This window comes from Pseudoxanthomonas sp. SORGH_AS_0997 (assembly GCF_031453535.1).
GTDB lineage: Bacteria > Pseudomonadota > Gammaproteobacteria > Xanthomonadales > Xanthomonadaceae > Pseudoxanthomonas_A > Pseudoxanthomonas_A winnipegensis.
The window spans coordinates 549466-569025 of the sequence record NZ_JAVIZI010000001.1 but is presented as its reverse complement, the minus strand read 5'-3'; the positions used below and the strand labels follow the sequence as shown (position 1 = coordinate 569025).

Below are 19560 nucleotides of genomic sequence, written 5' to 3'. Positions count from 1 at the left end.
CGCGCATGGGACACCGCCTGTCGCGCATCTATACGCGGACCGGAGACGACGGCACCACCGGCCTGGGCGACGGCAGCCGCACCGGCAAGGATTCGGCCCGGGTGAGTGCCTACGGCACCGTGGACGAGGCCAACTCGGCCATCGGCGTGGTGCTGGCCGCGCCCGGCGTGGCCGACGACATCCAGGCCCTGCTGACCACGGTCCAGCATCAGCTGTTCGACCTGGGCGGCGAGCTGTGCATCCCGGGCCATGCGGCCATCACCGCGGCCGACGTGGACGCGCTGGAGCGCCAGCTGGACGGTTACAACGAGCACCTGCCGCCGCTGAAGGACTTCATCCTGCCGGCCGGCGGTGAGGCGGCCGCGCGCTGCCACCTGGCCCGCACCATCGTGCGCCGGGCCGAACGCGAGACCGTCGCGCTGTCGCGCCTGGAGCCGGTGCGGCCGGAGGCGATCGGCTATCTCAACCGGCTCTCGGACCTGCTGTTCGTGCTGGCCCGCGTGCTGGCCCGCGCCGATGGCGCCGGCGAAGTGCTGTGGGACCACCGGCGCCGGCTCGCCGCGCCGTGATCATCCTCACCCACCCGGCCTGCCTTGGCCACGACCCCGGCCCCGAGCATCCCGAACGCCAGGCCAGGCTGGAGGTCGTGCTGGAGGCGCTGCGCCGCGACCACGGCGACCTGGACTGGCGGGAGGCGCCCTCGGCCAAGCTCGGCGACCTGCGCCGGGTCCACACGCCCGAGCACATCCAGGCGGTGATGGAACACGATTTCAGCGGGCATGTGATGCTCGACCCGGACACGGTGGTCAGCCCGGGCTCGCGCGCCGCGGCGCTGCGCGCGGCCGGGGCGGTGATCGCCGCGGTCGATGCGGTGATGGACGGGCGCGACCCGGTCGCCTTCTGCGCCGTGCGCCCGCCCGGCCACCACGCCACGGCCAGCACGGCGATGGGCTTCTGCCTGCTCAACAACATCGCCATCGGCGCGGCCTATGCCTGCGAGCACCACCGGCTGGAGCGCGTGGCGGTGGTGGATTTCGATGTGCACCACGGCAACGGCACCCAGGCCATCTTCCAGGACGACCCGCGGGTGGCCTACTTCAGCAGCCACGAGTCGGGGCTGTTCCCCTACAGCGGGGCCCCGTCCGAACGCGGCGTCGGCAACGTGCTCAACGCCCTGCTGCCGCCGGGCAGCGGCAGCTTCGCCTTCCGCAACCTATGGGAGGACCGGATGCTGCCGGCGATCGAGGCCTTCCGCCCGCAGCTGGTCATGATCTCGGCCGGGTTCGACGCCCATATGCGCGATCCGCTGGCCGACCTGATGCTGGACACCGAGGATTTCGACTGGATCACCCGGCGCCTGCGCCAGATCGCGCAGACCCACGCCGGCGGCCGCATCGTCTCGGCGCTGGAAGGCGGCTACGACCTGGATGCTCTGCGCGAGTGCGCCAGCGCGCACGTGGCCGCGCTGCGCTGACCGCCGCCGGGCCTGCCCTGAACCCGAGCCAGCCGTTGTCGGCGCGTCTTCATTGCCCCCTCCATCCCGATACGGCAAGCTAACGGCCGTTTTTCGTCCGGATTCCCCAACGCGTGCGCCGAGCCTTTCGCCTGCTGCCCATTCCGTTCAGCATTGCCCTGGCCCTGCCGGCCATGGCCGCGGATGAAAAACCCGTCAGCTACGCGCTGTGCCCGGTCCAGGATGCGATCCCCGCCTTCGACGGGGCGCCTGCGGCCGTCGCGCCGAAGGATCAGGCCGCCCAGCGCCAGCAGAGCCAGCTGCTGCCCACCGATGTGACCGGCGACACGCTCAACGGCAACAACATCGACGGCACCGCCAACTACCAGGGCAATGTGCGCCTGATCCGCGGCGATCAGTTCCTCAATGCCGACAACCTTTTCCTCAATCAGGAAGAAGGCACCTATACCGCCGATGGCAACGTGCGCTACCAGGACTCGGGCATCCGCGTCATCGCCAAGCGCGCGAGCGGCAATCAGAACGACGACTCGCATCACATCGAGGACGTGCAGTACCAGCTGATCTCCCGCCGCGGCAACGGCGTGGCCGACACGATCAACATGGTCGGCCCGCAGGGCGAGCTGATGGGCTCGACCTATACCACCTGCGACCCGGAAGACCCGGCCTGGCAGCGCTGGTACCTGCGCTCGCGCGAGATCGACGTCAACACCGACGAAGGCTTCGCCACCGCGCACCACGCGGTGGTGCGCATCGGCAGCGTGCCGATCCTGTACGCGCCCTGGTTCAAGTTCCCGATCGACGACCGCCGCCAGACCGGCCTGCTGTTCCCGCGCGTGGGCCTGTCGGGCAAGAACGGCCTGAGCTACGAGCAGCCGATCTACCTCAACCTGGCGCCCAACTACGACTCCACGCTGTATCCGCGCTACATGAGCGACCGCGGCGTGGTGTTCGGCGGCGAGTTCCGCTACCTCTACCACGGCGGCGAAGGCAAGCTGGAAGGCGCTTGGATGCCCAGCGACGACCTGGTGCGCCGCCGCGCCCGCGACTACGCCAACGCCCTGCCCGGCAGCGGCAACGAGAACATCTACAACGATCCGCTGCAGGACAAGAACCGCGGTTTCTTCCGTTTCCGCGGCCATCACGACCTCAGCAGCACCTGGCAGGCCCGCGCCGACTTCTCCTGGATCAGCGACTCGCGCTATCTGGAAGACAACGGCGGCATCTCCAACGGCACCAACGGCGGCTATGGCTATGCCACCTCGGCCCTGACCAACACCGTGGGCATCTACGGGCGCTCCCAGTACTGGAACGCCGGCGCCGAGGCGATCACCTATACCTCGGCCGATTACACGGTCAAGAAGGCCACACTGCCCTACAACAGCCTGCCGCGGCTGTTCTTCAACTACGACCGGCCGGTGCTGGACTGGCTGACCGTGGGCTTCAAGAGCGACCTGAGCCGCTTCGACCACAGCGAGAAGGACGGCGGCAGCCGCCTGGACCTCAAGCCCTACGTGTCGCTGCCGCTGCGCGGGGCGGCCTGGTTCATCGAGCCCGGCCTGGCCTATCGCTACACCGCCTACCACCTGGAGCAGGGCCTGGCCGACAAGCTCGGCGGCGACCGTTCGCCGACCCGCTCCACGCCCATCGCCACGGTGGACGCCGGGCTGTTCTTCGACCGCGACACGCAGTGGGGGGACACGCCCTACCTGCAGACGCTGGAGCCGCGGCTGTACTACCTCAACGTGCCCTACCGCAACCAGAACAACCTGCCGCTGTTCGACACCGGCGACATGACCTATAGCTGGGGCCAGCTGTTCCGCGACAACCGCTTCTCCGGCGCCGACCGCCAGACCGATGCCAACCAGCTGACCCTGGCGCTGACCAGCCGCAGCATCCGCCAGACCGACGGCCTGGAGAAGTTCAACATCAGCCTGGGCCAGATCCTCTATTTCGAGGATTCCAATGTCCTGCTGAACCAGAACTCGCAGCCGATCGAGAAGGGCAAGTCGGCCTGGATCGTCGACTCCAACTACATGCCCACCGACCGCTGGACGCTGGGCGCGTCCTACCAGTACGACGCCAAGAACAGCCGCGCCGACCTGATCAGCTTCCGTTCGCGCTATCTGATCGGCAACGACGGCGTGGTCAACCTGTCCTACCGCTACCGCCGCGACCTGCTCAAGCAGGCCGACCTGTCCTTCCTCTACCCGATCAACCCGGTGTGGAGCGTGGTCGGGCGCTACTACTACTCCTTCCAGGACAACAAGGTGCTGGAAGCGATCGGCGGCGTGCAGTGGGACAGCTGCTGCCTGGCCGTGCGCCTGCTCGGCCGCCATTACGTGCGCAATCGCCAAGGCGATTCGGACAACCAGATCCAGATGGAGTTCGTGCTCAAGGGCCTGTCCTCGCTGGGTCAGAACACGGACAAGACCTTGCGCCGTGGTATTCTCGGCTATTACCGCGACGACCTGTATCTGGTGCCTCCCAGCGTCGCCGCCCCGGATCTCGACGACAACGACGACACCGGTTCCGATCCGTTCTGAAGACATCCATGACCATTCGATCCCTTTTCGTTGCCGGCCTGCTGGCCGCTACCGTCATCGCGCCGCTGCGCGCGCAGGAATCCCAGCCGCTGGACGGCATCGCCGCCGTGGTCAACGAGGACGTGGTGCTGAAGAGCGAGCTGGACCGCGCCGTGGCCAACGTCCAGGCCCAGTACGCCAGCAACCCCGCCCAGCTGCCGCCGCCTGAAGTGCTGCGCCGGCAGGTGCTCGAGCGCCTGGTGCTGGTCAAGCTGCAGGTCGCCCGCGCCCAGGAAAACGGCATCAGCGTCAGCGACGAGGAAGTCAACAGCGCCGTGGCCAGCGTGGCCCAGCAGAACAACACCACCGTCGACGGCCTGCGCCAGCGCCTGGCCGCCGAAGGCCTGTCCTTCGACGAGTTCCGCAGCTCGCTGCGCGACGAGATCACCGTCCAGCGCCTGCGCCAGAGCTACGGCCAGAGCCGCATCCGGGTCAGCGAGGCCGAGGTCGACGCCGCGCTCAAGGCCCAGGCCAACGGCGGCGTGCAGTACCACCTGGCGCACATCCTGATCGGCCTGCCCGAGGGCGCCACCGCCGAGCAGATCGCCACCGGCCAGAAGAAGGCCGAGGGCGTCAAGAGCCTGCTGGACCGCAACGAGATGGACTTCTCGGCCGCGGCCGTGCGCTATTCGGACAGCCCCAACGCGCTGGAAGGCGGCGACCTGGGCTGGCGCAGCCTGGACGAGATCCCGGTGGCCTTCGTCGACACGCTCAAGAGCATGCAGGCCGGCCAGGTGGTCGGCCCGATCCGCGGCCCGTCCGGCTTCCAGCTGCTCAAGCTGGTGGAGACCCGCGACGCCTCGCAGGCGCCCAGCCAGATGACCACCGAGTACCATGCCCGCCACATCCTGGTGCGCGTCACGCCGGTGCAGGACGCCGCGGCGGCCAAGGCCAAGATCGACACCCTGCGCGCCCGCATCGCCGGCGGCGCGGACTTCGCCGAGCTGGCCAAGGCCGACTCCGAGGACGCCAACACCAAGAACGATGGCGGCGACCTGGGCTGGTTCACCGCCGACCAGTTCGGCCCGGACTTCGGCCAGCGCCTGACCGCGCTGAAGGACGGCGAGGTCAGCGAGCCCTTCCGTACCGAGGCCGGCTGGCACATCGTCCAGCGCGAAGGCACCCGCCAGACCGACGTGACCGATCAGAACCGCCGTGCCCAGGTGCGCGACACGATCGGCCGGCGCAAGCTGGAAGAGGAATACAACCGCTACCTGCTGGAGCTGCGCGGCGAAGCCTACGTCAGCTTCCGCACCGGCGACCCGGCGATCGACAACGCCACGCCGGATACCGCGATGAGCGCCCCGGGCGCCGCCGAGGAAGCGGCCCGTGCCGGCAAGAAGCAGCGCGGCGGCGACAACAACGACATGCCCGGCTCGGCCTCGTCCAGCCAGATGCCGTAAGGCCGCCAGGGTGATGCGGCCCGACCTGGCGCTCGTCCCCGGCGAGCCGGCCGGGATCGGGCCGGAACTGTGCATCCGGCTGGTCCAGCAGCCGCGCCAGGACTGCCGGCTGATCGCCTTCGGCGATGCCGACACCGTGCACGCGGCAGCCCAGGCGCTGGCGCTGCCGCTGAACCTGCTGCCCGCCGACGCGCAGCCCCAGGCGCCGGGCGACCTGGCCTTCGTGCCGGTACCCAACGCGGTGCCCAGCCGCTTCGGCAGGACCGATCCGCGCAACGCGGCCGCGGTCATCGACGCCCTGCTCGCTGCGGCCGACGGCTGCATCGCCGGCCGCTTCGCCGGCGTGGTCACCGGCCCCGTGCACAAGGCGGTGATCAACGAAGGCGGCATCGCCTACACCGGCACCACCGAACTGCTGGCCCACCATGCCGGCCGCGCGGTGGTGATGATGCTGGCCAACCAGATCGTGCGCGTGGCGCTGGTCACCACCCACCTGCCGCTGCGCGCGGTGCCCGACGCGATTACCGAGACCGCCCTGCGCCACGCCGTGCACACGACCGTGCAGGCGCTGCGCGAGGACTTCGGCATCGCCCGTCCGCGCCTGTGCGTGCTCGGCCTGAACCCGCACGCCGGTGAGGAAGGCCACCTGGGCCGCGAGGAGCTGGACCTGATCATCCCGACGCTGGCGAGCTTGCGTGGGGAAGACCTGGAGCTGATCGGCCCGCTGCCGGCCGACACGGCCTTCCTGCCCGACAAGCTGGCCGGCTTCGACGCGGTGCTGGCGATGTATCACGACCAGGGCCTGCCGGTGCTCAAGTACAGCGGCTTCGAGCAGGCCGTGAACCTCACCCTGGGCCTGCCCTACCCGCGCGTGGCGGTCGATCACGGCACCGCGCTGGCGCTGGCCGGCCAAGGCGTGGCCGACCCGTCCAGCCTGTTCGCCGCGGTGCGCACCTGCGCGGCGATGGCCGCGCGCAGGCGCACACGGTGAGCTCAGCGGCAAGCCCCCGCCTGGGAGCACCCGCCCCCCCTGTAGAGCGGAGCTTGCTCCGCTGAGGCTTCCCCACCGATCCCACAGATGTAGAGCGGAGCTCGCTCCGCTGGGGCTCTCCCACCGCTCCAACGGTTGTAGAGCGGAGCTCCCTCCGCTGGGGCTTTCCCGATGATCCCGCCGGAGAGCAGCGGAGCAAGCTCCGCTCTACCAGGATGCCGGGACGTGATGCGGCTCCTACGACAAAGAGGACGGCCTGCCCATGCCGGGTAAACTGTCGCAATGACCGCTACTCCCCACTTCAGTGCACCGGCCAAGAAGTCGCTCGGCCAGCACTTCCTGCACGAGCGGCACTACATCGACCGCATCGTGCAGGCGGTCGATCCCAAGCCGGGCGACACCCTGGTGGAGATCGGCCCAGGCCAGGGCGCGATCACCTTCCCGCTGCTGCGCCGGCACGGTGCGCTGACCGCGATCGAGTTCGACCGCGACCTCATCGCCCCGCTCACCGCCGCCGCGCAGGACGTGGGTGATCTGACCATCCTCCACCGCGATGTGCTCTCGGTCGATTTCACCGCGCTGGCGCAGGGCCGCACGCTGCGCCTAGTCGGCAACCTGCCCTACAACCTGTCCTCGCCGATCCTGTTCCATGCGCTGGACCATGCCGCGGCGATCGCGGACATGCATTTCATGCTGCAGAAGGAAGTGGTCGATCGCATGGCCGCGGGCCCGGGCAGCAAGGTCTACGGACGCCTGAGCGTGATGCTGCAGGCCTATTGCGAGGTGACGCCGCTGTTCGTGGTGCCGCCGGGCGCGTTCAGCCCGCCGCCGAAGGTCGATTCGGCCGTGGTGCGCCTGGTGCCGCGGGAGCCGGCGCGCATCGACGTACGCGATCCCAAGCGCCTGGAAGCGGTGGTGCGCGCCGCCTTCGGCCAGCGCCGCAAGACCTTGCGCAATGCGCTGTCCAGCGTGTGCGACGTGGCCCAGATCGAAGCCGCCGGCATCCGCCCCGATGCGCGCGCCGAACAGGTGGCCGTGCGCGACTTCATCGCGCTGGCCAATCTGCCGTACGGCGAGGCGGCCGAACCGGGCTGAGGCTTGAGTACACTGTGCGCATGAGCAGCAACGATTACGCCATCGATGTCGATGTCGCCACCCGGTTCCTGGAAGAACGCTCGGAACCTGCCAGCGGTCATTACGTCTTCGCCTACACCATCGTGATCCGCAACCGCGGCACGCAGCCGGCGCGCCTGCTCGCGCGCCATTGGGAAATCACCGACGGCAACGGCAAGACCGAGCGCGTCGATGGCGAGGGCGTGGTCGGCGAACAGCCGCGCCTGCGTCCGGGCGAGCTGTTCCAGTACACCTCCGGCGCGGTGCTGGAGACCGACCACGGCACCATGCGCGGTCGTTACGACATGGTGGCCGACGACGGCACGCACTTCGATGCCCCGATCGCGCCCTTCGCGCTGTCGGTGCCGCGTACGCTGCACTAAGCGCCATGGCGGTCTGGGCGATTGGCGACCTGCAGGGCTGTTACGACGCCACGGCACGGCTGCTGGAAAAACTCGATTTCGATCCCGCGCGCGACCGGATCTGGTTCTGCGGCGATCTGGTCAACCGCGGCGGACAGTCGCTGGAGACCCTGCGCCTGGTGCATTCGCTGCGCGACCACTGCGAGGTGGTGCTGGGCAACCACGACCTGTCGCTGCTGGCCATCGGCGCGCGCACCGAAGAGGAGCAGCGCAAGGTCAATCCGGACCTGGGCCGGATCGTGCAGGCGCACGACCGCGACACGCTGCTGGAATGGCTGCGCCACCGCGAGCTGGTGCACGTGGACCGCGAGCTGGGCTGGATGATGGTGCATGCCGGCCTGGCCCCGCGCTGGAACTGCGCCGCGGCCGAGGGCTATGCGCGCGAGGTGGAGAAGCAGCTGCGTGGCCCGGCTTTTCGCAAGCTGATGCGCAGCATGTACGGCGACAAGCCCAACTGGTCCACCGGCCTGGCCGGCCCGGACCGCTGGCGCGCGATCATCAACGTGCTCACCCGCATGCGCTACTGCACGCCGCGCGGACGCATCGCGATGGAAGAGAAAGGCACGCCGGGCACGCAGGCGCAGGGTCTGTATCCCTGGTTCGCCGTGCCCGGCCACGAGCCGCGCGAACTGAAGATCGTCTGCGGCCACTGGTCCACGCTGGGGCTGATGCTGGGCCTGGGCGTGCACGCCATCGACACCGGCGCGGTCTGGGGCGGCAGGCTCACGGCGCTGCAGCTGGATACCGACGAGCTGCGCGTGGTGCAGGTGCCGGGGCGCGATGTCGATCCGGGCACGGCACGGCGCGATTAGCGTCAGGTCGTCTTTCCCGCGAAAGCGGGAACCCATGGACGTTGATTCGGGGAAGCCCCCAAAGGCGCTGGGTTCCCGCTTTCGCGGGAACGACGGTCGATGTTTTCCAGCCGCCTTCGTGTCTGCCTGGCTGGCAGCCGCTAGGCCTGCCTGACGTAATCCACGAACTCGAACGCCAGCGCGTGGCGGTCGTCGGCCGCATGCGGCTGGCGCGCCGTGACGCGCCACTGCGCCGGATCGAAGCGTGGGAAGAACGCCTCGGCGCCCTGTACTTCGGTGTCCACGTGGGTCAGATACAGCACGTCGGCCAGCGGCAAGGCCAGCGCATAGACCTGGCCGCCGCCGATCACGCACAGCTCCTCGGCCCCCTGCCCGCTCGCCTGGCGCAGCGCGGCATCGAGCGAATCGACCGCGACCATGTCCTCGAACGGCACCTGCCCACCCCGCGTCAGCACAAGGTTCAACCGACCGGGCAAGGCACGCCCCAGCGACTGCGCGGTCTTGCGCCCCATCAGCACCGGCTTGCCCAGGGTCAGCGCCTTGAAGCGCTTGAGGTCATCGGGCAGGCGCCACGGCAGATCGTTGTCGCGGCCGATGGCGTTGTGGCGGTCGAGCGCGGCGATGAGCGAGATGCGGGGCCTGGAAGACGCCGGCGCCTCGGACGAGGCCTGCGTCATACCGCCACCGGCGCCCTGATCGCCGGATGCGGGTCGTAGCCGAGGATCTCGATGTCCTCGAAGGTGAAGCCGAACAGATCGGTCACCTCCGGATTCAGATGCAGCCTGGGCAAGGCGCGCGGCGTGCGCGTGAGCTGCTCGCGCGCCTGCTCGGAGTGGTTCGAATACAGATGCGCATCGCCCAGCGTGTGCACGAAATCGCCCACGCCCAGACCGGTGGCCTGCGCCACCATGTGGGTCAGCAGCGCGTAGCTGGCGATGTTGAACGGCACGCCCAGGAAGATGTCGCCGCTGCGCTGGTAGAGCTGGCAGCTGAGCTTGCCGTCGACCACGTAGAACTGGAACAGGCTGTGGCACGGCATCAGCGCCATCTGCGGCAGCTGCGCCACGTTCCAGGCGCTGATCACCAGCCGGCGCGAATCCGGGTTGCGCTTGATCTCCTGCACCAGCCACTGCATCTGGTCGATGGTCTGGCCGTCGGCGCCCTCCCAGCTGCGCCACTGCTTGCCGTAGACTGGGCCGAGGTTGCCGTCGGCGTCGGCCCATTCGTCCCAGATGCTGACCTTGTTGTCCTTGAGATAGGCGATGTTGGTCTCGCCCTTCAGGAACCACAGCAGCTCATGGATGATCGAGCGCAGGTGCAGCTTCTTGGTGGTGACCAGCGGGAAGCCTTCGCCCAGATCGAAGCGCATCTGCCAGCCGAACACGCTGCGCGTGCCGGTGCCGGTGCGGTCGGACTTCTCCGCGCCGTGCTCCAGCACGTGGCGCAGCAGCTCCAGGTACTGGCGCATCAGTGCGCCTCCGCGGGCGTGGCCTGCGCCGGGAGCACCGGCTGCAGCACCGGCGCGCGGCGCGAGCGCCACAGCAGGAACAGGCCCAGCGCCACCAGCGGCAGGCTCAGCAGCTGGCCCATCGTCACCCAGCCGAAGGCCAGGTAGCCCAGCTGCGCGTCCGGCACGCGCACCAGTTCGACCAGGAAGCGCGAGAGGCCGTAGAGCAGCGCGAACAGGCCGGACACCGCGTAGCGATGGCGCGGCCGCATCGAGAACACCCACAGCACCACGAACATCAGCACGCCCTCGAGCAGCGCCTCGTAGAGCTGCGAAGGGTGGCGCGCGTAGCGGTCCAGCGCGCCGGCCGCGTACTGCGCCTGCAGCTGCGCCTGGCTCAGGTGCTGCTCGTAGAGGGCTGGATCGGTGGTCGGGAAGATCACGCCCCAGTTGGTGCCGGTGTACTTGCCCCACAGCTCGCCGTTGACGAAGTTGGCCAGGCGGCCCAGGCCCAGGCCCGCCGGCACCAGCGGCGCCAGGAAGTCCATCGTGTCGAAGAAGTGCAGCCGATGCCGGCGCGACCACAGCCAGGCGGCGGTGAGCACGCCGAGCAGGCCGCCGTGGAAGCTCATGCCGCCCTCCCACACCTTGAACACCTTCAGCGGGTTGTCCAGGTAGACCGGCAGGTCGTAGAACAGGATGTAGCCCAGCCGCCCGCCCAGCACCACGCCGAGCATGGCGTAGAACATCAGGTCGGAGAAATGCTCCAGGTTCACGCCCGGCAGGCGCCCGGCCTGGACGCGACGGCGGCCCAGATACCAGGCGGCGAAGAAGGACAGCGCGTAGGCGATGCCGTACCAGTGCACATCGACCGGGCCGATGGAAAAGGCGATGGGGTCGAGGTGGTGCAGGAAGATCATGCGTAGCCGACGGCGGACGAAACAGCCGACATTCTGACGTACCCGGCTGGCGCGCGCATGCGGCGCGCCGCAACGCGGCGATCCGCGGCCGCGCTCAGCGCCGCCGGATCAGGGCGCCGAGCCCTCTTCCACCGCCGGCATCGGCGGGCGCAGGCGGAACAGGCGCAGGCCCGCGGCGTTCAGCGCGGACTGCGCCGGCCCGGCGAGGTCTTCTTCGCCCGCCAGCCAGGATTCGACCAGCGTGCGGTCGCCGCGGCAGGCCAGCAGCAGCTCGTGCGCCGGCACCGACGGGCTGGCCTGGGCGACGTCGTGCAGGAACACCTGACGCAGCCGCAACGAGCCGCGCAGCGCCAGCACCGTCTGCACCAGCAGGAAGGCGCCGATGCCCCAGGCCGCATCGCCTACGCCGCGCGCCGTGGTCAGCCAGGCGAAGGCCACGCAGGCCAGGGCCCGCACCAGGGTGGCGCGGGTGTTCTCGCCCGGCATCTGCCAGCGCTGGTGATGCAGGTATTCGAACCAGGTCAGCACCAGGGCGAAGGCCGCCAGCGCGTTGCAGCCGGCCAGCACCAGCGCGCTGGACGCGGCCACCGCGATGGCCAGGTCGCGGCGGCGCGGGCGCATGGCGGCGGTGTACAGCCCGGGCAGGCGAGTCAGCGTGGCGGTGAGGGCTGGGTGCATGAGGACATCCTGGCGCGGCGGGCGGGGGCGGCGCAGAGGCCGGCGGCGCGCACGGCGCCTGCCTGGATTTCGCTGCACGGACCGTGCCTGGCGGCGAAGCAGGTGCCTGGATGATGCCGCAGTGCGGCAGCCCCGTGAAGGGCGCGTGATGAATATCGGCGAACGGCGGGCATTCCTGTGGTCGAGATCACAGGACGGGCGTCGGCGGGATGCAGAGGTGGCACGCCGATTCGCCCAACTGTAGAGCGGAGCTTGCTCCGCTGCTCTTCGTCCAGTTCGTGGGAGAGCCCCAGCGGAGCAAGCTCAGCTTCTCTTCGTCCGGTTCGTGGGTAAGGGCCCCAGCGGAGCGAGCTCCGCTCTACAGACGATCAGAGAATTCGCGGCAGATCGGGCAGTTCGTTGTCGCCGCGCTGCCCGGGCACCGCCGGAAACGCGCGGGCCAGCAGCGCCGAGGCGGCCTGCACCCCGGCAACGACCGCGGCCTCCGGATCGCCCTGGCGCATGCCGGCTTCGATCTGCGCGCAGACCTGGTGCCATTCCTCGGCGCTGACCCGGCCTTCCAGGCCGCGGTCGGCGACGATCTCGATCTGGTGATCCGCCAGCAGCAGGTAGATCAGGACCCCGTTGTTGGCGGCCGTATCCCAGGTGCGCAGCCGGGCGAACGCCGCATGCGCGGCCGCGCGCGCGTCCACGCCCGCCCAGACCGCAGACGGATGCAGGCCGGATTCGACCGCGAACATCACCTCGCCGCTGTGCAGGCGCTCGCCTTCGGCGATGGCCTGGGCGATGCGCTGCAGGCGATCGGCCGGGAACAGCCGGTGCGCGGACGGCGCGAACAGGTGCCGAAGCCAGCGCATCACCAGCTCCCCGAGGCGCCACCGCCTCCGGACGAGCCGCCGCCACCGCTCCAGCCCCCGCCGCCGCCGAACCCGCCTCCCCCGCCGAAGCCGCCGCCGCCCCAGCCACCACCGCCGAGGCCACCGCCCCAGCCGCCGAAGCCGCCCGGCCCGGCGAAGCGCCCGCCCGAACCGCCCAGCAATCCCATCAACAGGCCGATCACGCCCGCCAGCCCGCCCACCAGCACAGAGGCCAGCAGCCAGGCCACCGCACCACCGGCCACGCCGCCGGCCAGCGCACGCAGCGGCCGCGGCAGCGCGCGCAGCACGGTGCGGGCGAAGCCGGCCACGATCAGGCCGGCGACCAGCGCGAACAGCCAGTCGCCGCCGCCCTGGCGACCGCCGGCCGGGTGCGAACTCTCCGGCGCCGGCAGCGGCTCGCCATCGATCAGCTTGACCAGCACCGCCGTGGCATCGGTCAGGCCGCCGGCGTAGTCGCCCTGGCGGAACTTGGGCGCCAGGTATTCCTGGATGACGCGGTTGGCGATGGCGTCGGGGATGGCGCCTTCCAGCCCGTAACCGGGCTGGATGCGCACGCGCCGGTCGTCCTTGGCCACCACCACCAGCACCGCGTCGTCCACGCCCTTGCGGCCCAGCTTCCACTGGTCGAAGACGCGCTGGGTGTACTGCTCGATCTCTTCGGGCTGGGTGGTCGGCACCATCAGCACCTGCAGCTGGGCGCCCTTGCGCTGCTGCAGGTCCAGCGCCTGCTGGCGCAGCGCGCCGGCCTGCTCGGCCGAGAGCGTGCCGGTGGTGTCGATGACCGGCGAGTCCAGCGTCGGGATGGCCGCCTCCTGCGCCAGCGCCACGGGCGCCAGCAGCAGGACCAGCAGCAGCGCAGCCAGGCGCAGCAGCGGTTTCATCGCGTGTGCGGCGGCAGCTTACTGGGCCGGGGTCGTGGCCGGCGGCGTCTGCGGCTGGGCCGGCGCGCTCGGCGGCGGCTGGCTGAAGTCCACGGTCGGGGCCTGCGAGATCTGCGCCTCGTTGGCGACCGAGAAGTTGGGCTTCTCCTTGGCGCCGGTCACCTTGGCCGTCAGCGCCTGCGGGAACTGGCGGATATAGGTGTTGTAGTCCTGCACGGCCTGGATGTAGCGGCCGCGGGCCACGGTGATGCGGTTCTCGGTGCCTTCCAGCTGCGCCTGCAGGTCGCGGAAGTTCTGGTCGGACTGCAGGGTCGGATAGTTCTCGCTGACCACCAGCAGGCGGCTCAGCGCGCTGCCCAGCTGGCCTTGCGCCTGGGAGAACTGCTGCAGCGAGTTGGCGTCATCGGCGTTGACCTGGATCTGGCCGACCCGGGCGCGGGCGTTGGTGACCTCGGTCAGCACCTGACGCTCCTGCTGGGCGTAGCCCTGCACGGTGCGCACCAGGTTGGGGATCAGGTCGGCGCGGCGCTGGTACTGGTTGAGCACCTCGGACCAGCCGGCCTTCACCGCCTGATCCTTCTGCTGGATGGTGTTGTACCCGCAGCCGGCCAGCAGCGTCAGGGCCGCGAGCATCAGCAGGGAACGGAAGACATGGCGCATGGCGTGACTCTCCTGAGGGGTCGACCGGCGGCGCAAGGTGCGCACGCCGCGCATCATGAACAGGCTTTCATTAAAACGCCGTGGCCGCCTGCCCTCAGGCGTCGACCCCGTGCGCCTGGGCGCGGCGGCGCATCAGCAGGTTGAGCACCTCGACCAGCGCCGAGAAGCCCATGGCGAAGTACACGTAGGCCTTGGGCACATGCACGTCCAGGCCGTCCAGCACCAGCACCACGCCGACCAGCACGATGAAGGCCAGCGCCAGCATCTTCACCGTCGGGTTGGCGTCGATGAAGCGGCCCAGCGGATTGGCCGCCAGCAGCATCACCAGCACCGCCAGCACCACCGCCGCCACCATCACCGGTATATGGCTGGCGAAGCCGACCGCGGTGATCACCGAGTCCAGCGAGAAGACGATGTCGATGATCGCGATCTGCGCGATCACCATGCCGAACACCGCCGAGGCCTTGGTCGTGTTGGGATCGCCGTCGTCGCCGCCGGTAATCAGCTCGCGGATCTCGCCGATGCCCTTCACCACCAGGAACACGCCGCCCACGATCAGCACCAGATCGCGGATCGAGATGCCCATGCCGCCCACCTCGAACAGATCGCTGCTCATGCGCGACAGATAGGCCAGCGACACCAGCAGCGCGATGCGCGTGATGCAGGCCACCGCGATGCCCAGCTTGCGCGCCTTGGAGCGCTGGCTCTCCGGCAGGCGGCTGACCGCGATCGAGATGAACACCAGGTTGTCGATCCCCAGCACGATCTCCAGCGTGCTGAGCGTCAGCAGCGTCAGCCAGGTATTGGGGTCGGCGAGGAAGTCCAGGTTCATGCGTGGGGGAAACCTTCTAGAGCGAGGGGGAGAACAGCAGCCACAGGCGCGGGCCGGCGATCAGCCCCCAGCACAGCAGCACGTTGAGCATCGTCATCAGCACCGCGGCCGAGCCCATGTCCTTGGCGCGGCCGGCCAGTTCGTGGAACTCGGCGCCGTAGCGCTCGATCACCGCCTCCACGGCGGAATTGAGCAGCTCCACGGCCAGCACCAGCAGCAGCGAGCCGACCAGCAGCGCGCGCTGCACGCCGTCGCCGCCCAGCCATAGGCCCAGCGGCGCCAGCACCACGAACAGCACCACTTCCAGGCGGAAGGAGGATTCGTGCAGCCAGGCCGCGCACAGCCCCTGCCAGGACCAGCGCGCCGCCTTGAGCAGGCGCGCGGGGCCGCGCGGGGTGTGGCCGTACAGGTCGGCCATGGTCAACGCGCGTCCCGCGGGCGGATCGGGGACGACGGAAGCGGCTGGAGCATGGGCCGGGTCGGAAGGGGAGCGGCGGAAAGCGGCGATTTTGCCATAGCCGGCACACGGGCCGGGTTAGCCGCATGCCGGCGGGCCCGTCGTGCGTTTCCGGGCAGGCCGCGCTGGTGCGGCAGGGCGGCGCGCGCCGTCGGGGTGGACGGCAGGCCTCGGGCTGGTTCACTGTGCGCCGCTGTTCGAAGGTTCCGTGGAGGGTTCTACCGTGTCGATCAAGTCGAGTGTTTCCCTTGTGCTGGCCGCCTGCGTGGCCTTGCTGACCGCCTGTGCGCAGACCCAGGTCGCCACCGCGCCCACCCCGCCGCCCGCAACCGCGCCGGCCGCACCGCCCGAGGTGTCCAGCGGCGCGGTGTCCAACCCGGCCTGGGCCAAGGACATGGACGCCTTCGCCGCGCTGGACGCGGCCAACCCGCCGCCCAGGCACGCCGTGCTGTTCATCGGCAGCTCCTCGATCCGCATGTGGAGCACGCTGGCGCAGGACTTCGCCGGCACGCCGGTGATCAACCGCGGCTTCGGCGGCTCGGAGGTGCGCGACAGCACGTATTACGCCGACCGCATCGTGGTGCCCTACCAGCCGCGCGAGATCGTGTTCTACGCCGGCGACAACGACCTGGCCGCCGGCCGCAGCGTGCAGCAGGTGGTGCAGGACACCTTCGCCTTCATCGCCCGCGTGCGCCGCGACCTGCCCGGCGTGCCGGTGGTCTACCTGTCGATCAAGCCCAGCCCCTCGCGCGCGCAGCTGCTGCCGCAGATCCGCCAGGTCAATGCGCAGATCGCCGCCCGCGCCGCGCAGCTGCAGGGCGTGCACTTCGTCGACGTGTTCACCCCGATGCTGGGCGCCGACGGCCAGCCGCGCAGGGAACTGTTCCGCGAGGACATGCTGCACATGACGCCGGAGGGCTATGCCATCTGGGCCCGTGCGCTGAAGCCGTACGTGGAAGGCAGCGCGCGCTGAGTGCCTAAGCGGCGAAGATCGCGGTGCCGCGCCGGCCGTCGCGATCGATCCAGCCGCGATACATGCCGGCGGTGTTGAACGGCAGCGCCAGCCGGCCCTGCGCATCGACGGCGATCACCCCGCCGTCGCCGCCCAGCGCCGGCAGCGTGCCGAAGATCACCGCGTCGGCCGCCTCGCCCACGCTGACGCCGCCGTAGGCCACGCGCGCGGCGATGTCGTGCGCAGCAGCGCAGCGGATGAAGGCCTCGCCCCAGCCGGTGGCCGAGACGGCGACCTGCGTATCGGCCCAGGTGCCGGCGCCGATCAGCGGCGAGTCGCCCACGCGGCCCCAGCGCTTGTTGGTCATGCCGCCGGTGGACGTGGCCGCGGCCAGGTGGCCGTGCCGGTCCAGCGCCACCGCGCCGACGGTGCCGAAGTAGCGGCCCGCGGCCGCCGCGCCCTCGCGTTCGTCCGCCTGCGCGCGTTGCAGCTGCGCCAGCCGCGCCGGCGTGTCGAACCAGGCGTTGTCCACGCGCGCGATCCCGGGCTGGCCATCGGCGAAACGCTCGGCGCCCGGCCCGACCAGCAGCACATGCGGGCTATGCTCCATCACCGCGCGCGCCAGCTGGACCGGGTTGCGCACCGTGCGCACGCCGGCCACCGCGCCGGCGCGGCGGGTGTGGCCTTCCATCAGCGCCGCGTCGAGCTCGTGGTCACCCTGCGCGGTAAAGACCGCGCCGTAGCCGGCGTTGAACCACGGCGCCTCCTCCAGCGCGACCACCGCGGCCTGGACCGCGTCCAGTGCGGCGCCGCGGCATTGGAGCACCGCGTGACCGGCATCGAGCGCCTGCGCCAGGGCCGCGTGGATCGCCTGTTCCTGTTCCGGCGCCAGCGCATCGATCACCCCCGCGCCGCCGTGCACGGCCAGGGCGATGGGCGCATCGGGCGCAGGCATGCCGGGCGGCGCTTAGAAGAACCGCACCGTGGCGGTGGTGCCCTGCCCCAGCACGCTGTCCAGCTCGATCTTCCAGCCGAAGCGCTGGCACAGCCGCGAGACGATCGACAGGCCCAGCCCGGTGCTGTGCTGGCGCGTGTCGTCGGCGCGATAGAAGGGTTCGAAGGCGCGCTGCACCGCGTCGGCGGTCATGCCGATGCCGGTGTCGCGCACCACCAGACGGTCGCTCTCCACGCGCACCTCGATCTGGCCCTCGTCGGTATAGCTGCAGGCGTTGCGCAGCAGATTGCTGACCACCACATGCATCACCCGCGGCGGCGCGTGCAGGCGCGGCCTGGCGTTGCACACCACGGTCAGGTCGACCGGCTTGCCGATCAGCAGGTCGCGCGCGCTCTCGGCCTCGTCCAGGACCACATCGACCAGTTCGAAGTCCTCGCTCTGCGGCTCGACGTCCGCCTCGCGCGCCAGGATCAGGAAGGCGTCGATCACCGCCTCCATCTCGCGCGCCGAGCGCTGGATGCGCTGCAGCGAGCGCACCGCACGCGGCGGCAGCTCGCCGGCCAGGGCCAGGTCGGTTGCCACGCGGATGACGGTCAGCGGCGTGCGCAGCCCGTGGCTGGCATCGCGGGTGAAGTCGCGTTCGCGGGCGACGTGGGCCTCCACGCGCTGCGACAGGCCGTGCAGGGCCTCGGCCAGGCTGCGCGCCTCGCCCTGCACCTCGCGCGGCAGCTTGTCCGAGGCCAGCGCCGAGGTGTCCGGCGCGCGCGGATCCCATTGCGAGACCTGGCGCGCCAGCCACGAGGTCGGCGACACCAATGGACGGAAGAAGCGATAGGTGAGATAGGACGCGCCATACAGCGCGCCCAGGCACAGCAGCATCGGCAGCGCGCCGGACCAGAAGAACAGACGCTCGGCCTGGGTGCCCAGCCAGGCCAGGTAGAGCCGCCCTTGCGGGCGCTCGTCGACCAGCACCACCTCGCTGCCGACGGTATGCACGCCGGGCTCGAGCTCGCGCAAGGGCTCGGGCAGGTTGAGCGTGGACTGGCCCGGCAGGACCAGATAGCCGCGCAGATCGTGCGTATTGGGCGGCGGCTGCGCCTTGGAGGTGGCGTACAGGTCCCAATAATGGGCGGCCTCCTCGTGCAGCATCGTCTGCACCAAGCTGCGCTTGATGACCGCCGAGACGATCAGCACCGACGCGATCACCGCCAGGCTGGCCAGGGCCACCCTGAGGATGAACGCGATGCGGATGCTATGGGGAAGTTCCTGGGGCACGACGCGCGATCAGTCTTCAGGAGAACCGCACGCCACCGCGCCGGAAGGCGCCTGTACGCATCAGGCGATGTCGGCGACGCGGTAGCCGGCGCTCTGCACGGTGTGCAGCAGCGGCTTGTCGAACGGCTTGTCGATCACCTTGCGCAGGTTGTACAGGTGGCTGCGCAGGGTGTCCGAATCCGGCAGTCCGTTGCCCCAGATCTCGCGCTCGATTTCCTGGCGGGTGACCACGCGCGGCGATTCGCGCATCAGGATGGTGAGCAGGCGCAGACCGATCGGCGAGAGCATCAGCTCGGTGCCGCCGCGGGTGACGCGCATGCTGACCGGGTCCAGCACTAGGTCGGCGACCTTGAGCACTTCCGAACCGACCTGGCGGCGCTCGCGGCGGATCAGCGCGCGCAGGCGCGCTTCCAGCTCCTGGATCGCGAAGGGCTTGGTCAGGTAGTCGTCGGCGCCGGTGCCCAGGCCGCTGAGCTTGTCGTCCAGCGTGTCGCGCGCGGTCAGCATCAGCACCGGGGTGGACTTGCGCGCCTCGCTGCGCAGGCGGCGACAGACTTCCAGGCCATCCATGCGCGGCAGCATCAGGTCCAGCACCAGCACGTCGTAGCTGTTCTCGGTGGCCAGGCGGTAGCCATCCAGGCCGTCGGAGGCGTAATCCACCTCGAAGCCCTTGCCCTCCAGATACTCGCCGATCATCTCCGAGATGTTGCGGTTGTCCTCGACGACCAGGACCAGTCCCGAGGTTTCCTGTGCATGACGCATAACGTGATCTCCGAAAAAGTGCCCAAACTTTCAGGTTTGTGAAAATATCGGGCGTGGAGTCGACGA

General features: G+C 70.0%; 21 protein-coding genes. 9 read left to right on the top strand and 12 right to left on the bottom strand.

The window, feature by feature from the left end; all coding sequences use genetic code 11:
* The first annotated feature begins 5 nt into the window (after positions 1–5).
* From QE438_RS02655 to QE438_RS02620, 8 genes are all read left to right on the top strand, one after another.
* Entirely contained in the window at positions 6–569 is a 564-nt protein-coding gene (locus QE438_RS02655; protein ID WP_130519226.1) for a cob(I)yrinic acid a,c-diamide adenosyltransferase, read from the top strand.
* Positions 566–1474: a histone deacetylase family protein gene (locus QE438_RS02650; protein ID WP_130529370.1), complete on the top strand. Its 909-nt coding sequence runs from the start codon at positions 566–568 to the stop codon at positions 1472–1474. The genes QE438_RS02655 and QE438_RS02650 overlap by 4 nt, the downstream gene beginning before the upstream one ends.
* A gap of 113 nt (positions 1475–1587) precedes the next feature.
* Entirely contained in the window at positions 1588–4017 is a 2430-nt protein-coding gene (gene lptD / locus QE438_RS02645) for an LPS assembly protein LptD (RefSeq protein WP_306992764.1), read from the top strand.
* 8 nt (positions 4018–4025) lie between these two features.
* Positions 4026–5459, top strand: a complete 1434-nt coding sequence (locus QE438_RS02640) for a peptidylprolyl isomerase (RefSeq protein ID WP_130519232.1) — start codon at positions 4026–4028, stop codon at positions 5457–5459.
* Positions 5460–5469: 10 nt separating this feature from the next.
* Positions 5470–6450, top strand: coding sequence for a 4-hydroxythreonine-4-phosphate dehydrogenase PdxA (pdxA, locus tag QE438_RS02635; protein WP_306992767.1), 981 nt, complete (start codon positions 5470–5472; stop codon positions 6448–6450).
* Between the two features lie 282 nt (positions 6451–6732).
* On the top strand, positions 6733–7545 hold the full coding sequence (gene rsmA / locus QE438_RS02630) for a 16S rRNA (adenine(1518)-N(6)/adenine(1519)-N(6))-dimethyltransferase RsmA (RefSeq protein WP_306992769.1): 813 nt from the start codon (positions 6733–6735) through the stop codon (positions 7543–7545).
* A gap of 20 nt (positions 7546–7565) precedes the next feature.
* Positions 7566–7946: a Co2+/Mg2+ efflux protein ApaG gene (apaG, locus tag QE438_RS02625; protein ID WP_130519236.1), complete on the top strand. Its 381-nt coding sequence runs from the start codon at positions 7566–7568 to the stop codon at positions 7944–7946.
* Positions 7947–7951: 5 nt separating this feature from the next.
* Positions 7952–8797 carry a symmetrical bis(5'-nucleosyl)-tetraphosphatase gene (locus QE438_RS02620; protein ID WP_130523602.1) on the top strand — a complete coding sequence of 282 codons (846 nt, stop codon included), beginning with the start codon at positions 7952–7954 and terminating at the stop codon, positions 8795–8797.
* Positions 8798–8937: 140 nt separating this feature from the next.
* Here the strand turns inward: QE438_RS02620 and QE438_RS02615 are convergent, their stop codons facing one another.
* The 9 genes from QE438_RS02615 to QE438_RS02575 form a co-directional block, all read right to left on the bottom strand.
* The gene (locus QE438_RS02615) at positions 8938–9474 is read right to left on the bottom strand and encodes a dihydrofolate reductase (protein ID WP_165494587.1); all 537 of its coding nucleotides are present in this window, start codon (positions 9472–9474) and stop codon (positions 8938–8940) included.
* A complete protein-coding gene (locus tag QE438_RS02610) occupies positions 9471–10265 on the bottom strand; it encodes a thymidylate synthase (RefSeq protein ID WP_306992772.1) in 795 nt (264 codons plus the stop codon). The genes QE438_RS02615 and QE438_RS02610 overlap by 4 nt, the downstream gene beginning before the upstream one ends.
* Positions 10265–11164, bottom strand: coding sequence for a prolipoprotein diacylglyceryl transferase (lgt, locus tag QE438_RS02605; RefSeq protein ID WP_306992774.1), 900 nt, complete (start codon positions 11162–11164; stop codon positions 10265–10267). The genes QE438_RS02610 and lgt overlap by 1 nt, the downstream gene beginning before the upstream one ends.
* Positions 11165–11272: 108 nt before the next feature.
* Positions 11273–11842: a hypothetical protein gene (locus tag QE438_RS02600; protein ID WP_130519245.1), complete on the bottom strand. Its 570-nt coding sequence runs from the start codon at positions 11840–11842 to the stop codon at positions 11273–11275.
* Between the two features lie 368 nt (positions 11843–12210).
* Positions 12211–12699, bottom strand: coding sequence for a TPM domain-containing protein (locus QE438_RS02595; protein ID WP_130523599.1), 489 nt, complete (start codon positions 12697–12699; stop codon positions 12211–12213).
* Positions 12699–13601 (bottom strand): TPM domain-containing protein, encoded by a 903-nt coding sequence (locus QE438_RS02590; protein ID WP_306992776.1) that lies wholly within the window; start codon positions 13599–13601, stop codon positions 12699–12701. The genes QE438_RS02595 and QE438_RS02590 overlap by 1 nt, the downstream gene beginning before the upstream one ends.
* Positions 13602–13619: 18 nt before the next feature.
* On the bottom strand, positions 13620–14261 hold the full coding sequence (locus tag QE438_RS02585; RefSeq protein WP_307184030.1) for a LemA family protein: 642 nt from the start codon (positions 14259–14261) through the stop codon (positions 13620–13622).
* 94 nt (positions 14262–14355) lie between these two features.
* On the bottom strand, positions 14356–15093 hold the full coding sequence (locus QE438_RS02580; RefSeq protein ID WP_130523597.1) for a TerC family protein: 738 nt from the start codon (positions 15091–15093) through the stop codon (positions 14356–14358).
* Positions 15094–15109: 16 nt separating this feature from the next.
* Positions 15110–15511: a diacylglycerol kinase gene (locus QE438_RS02575; protein WP_130519253.1), complete on the bottom strand. Its 402-nt coding sequence runs from the start codon at positions 15509–15511 to the stop codon at positions 15110–15112.
* 433 nt (positions 15512–15944) lie between these two features.
* Between QE438_RS02575 and QE438_RS02570 the strand changes: the two genes are divergently transcribed.
* Positions 15945–16523: an SGNH/GDSL hydrolase family protein gene (locus tag QE438_RS02570; protein ID WP_306996165.1), complete on the top strand. Its 579-nt coding sequence runs from the start codon at positions 15945–15947 to the stop codon at positions 16521–16523.
* Between the two features lie 4 nt (positions 16524–16527).
* Here QE438_RS02570 and QE438_RS02565 read toward each other — a convergent pair whose 3' ends face one another.
* The 3 genes from QE438_RS02565 to QE438_RS02555 are packed head-to-tail and all read right to left on the bottom strand — an operon-like array spanning position 16528 to position 19494.
* Positions 16528–17457, bottom strand: coding sequence for an isoaspartyl peptidase/L-asparaginase (locus tag QE438_RS02565; protein WP_306992780.1), 930 nt, complete (start codon positions 17455–17457; stop codon positions 16528–16530).
* 12 nt (positions 17458–17469) lie between these two features.
* On the bottom strand, positions 17470–18732 hold the full coding sequence (locus QE438_RS02560) for a HAMP domain-containing sensor histidine kinase (RefSeq protein WP_306992782.1): 1263 nt from the start codon (positions 18730–18732) through the stop codon (positions 17470–17472).
* A gap of 60 nt (positions 18733–18792) precedes the next feature.
* Complete coding sequence (locus tag QE438_RS02555) at positions 18793–19494, bottom strand: response regulator transcription factor (protein WP_014159900.1); 702 nt, start codon at positions 19492–19494, stop codon at positions 18793–18795.
* Between the last annotated feature and the right edge of the window lie 66 nt (positions 19495–19560).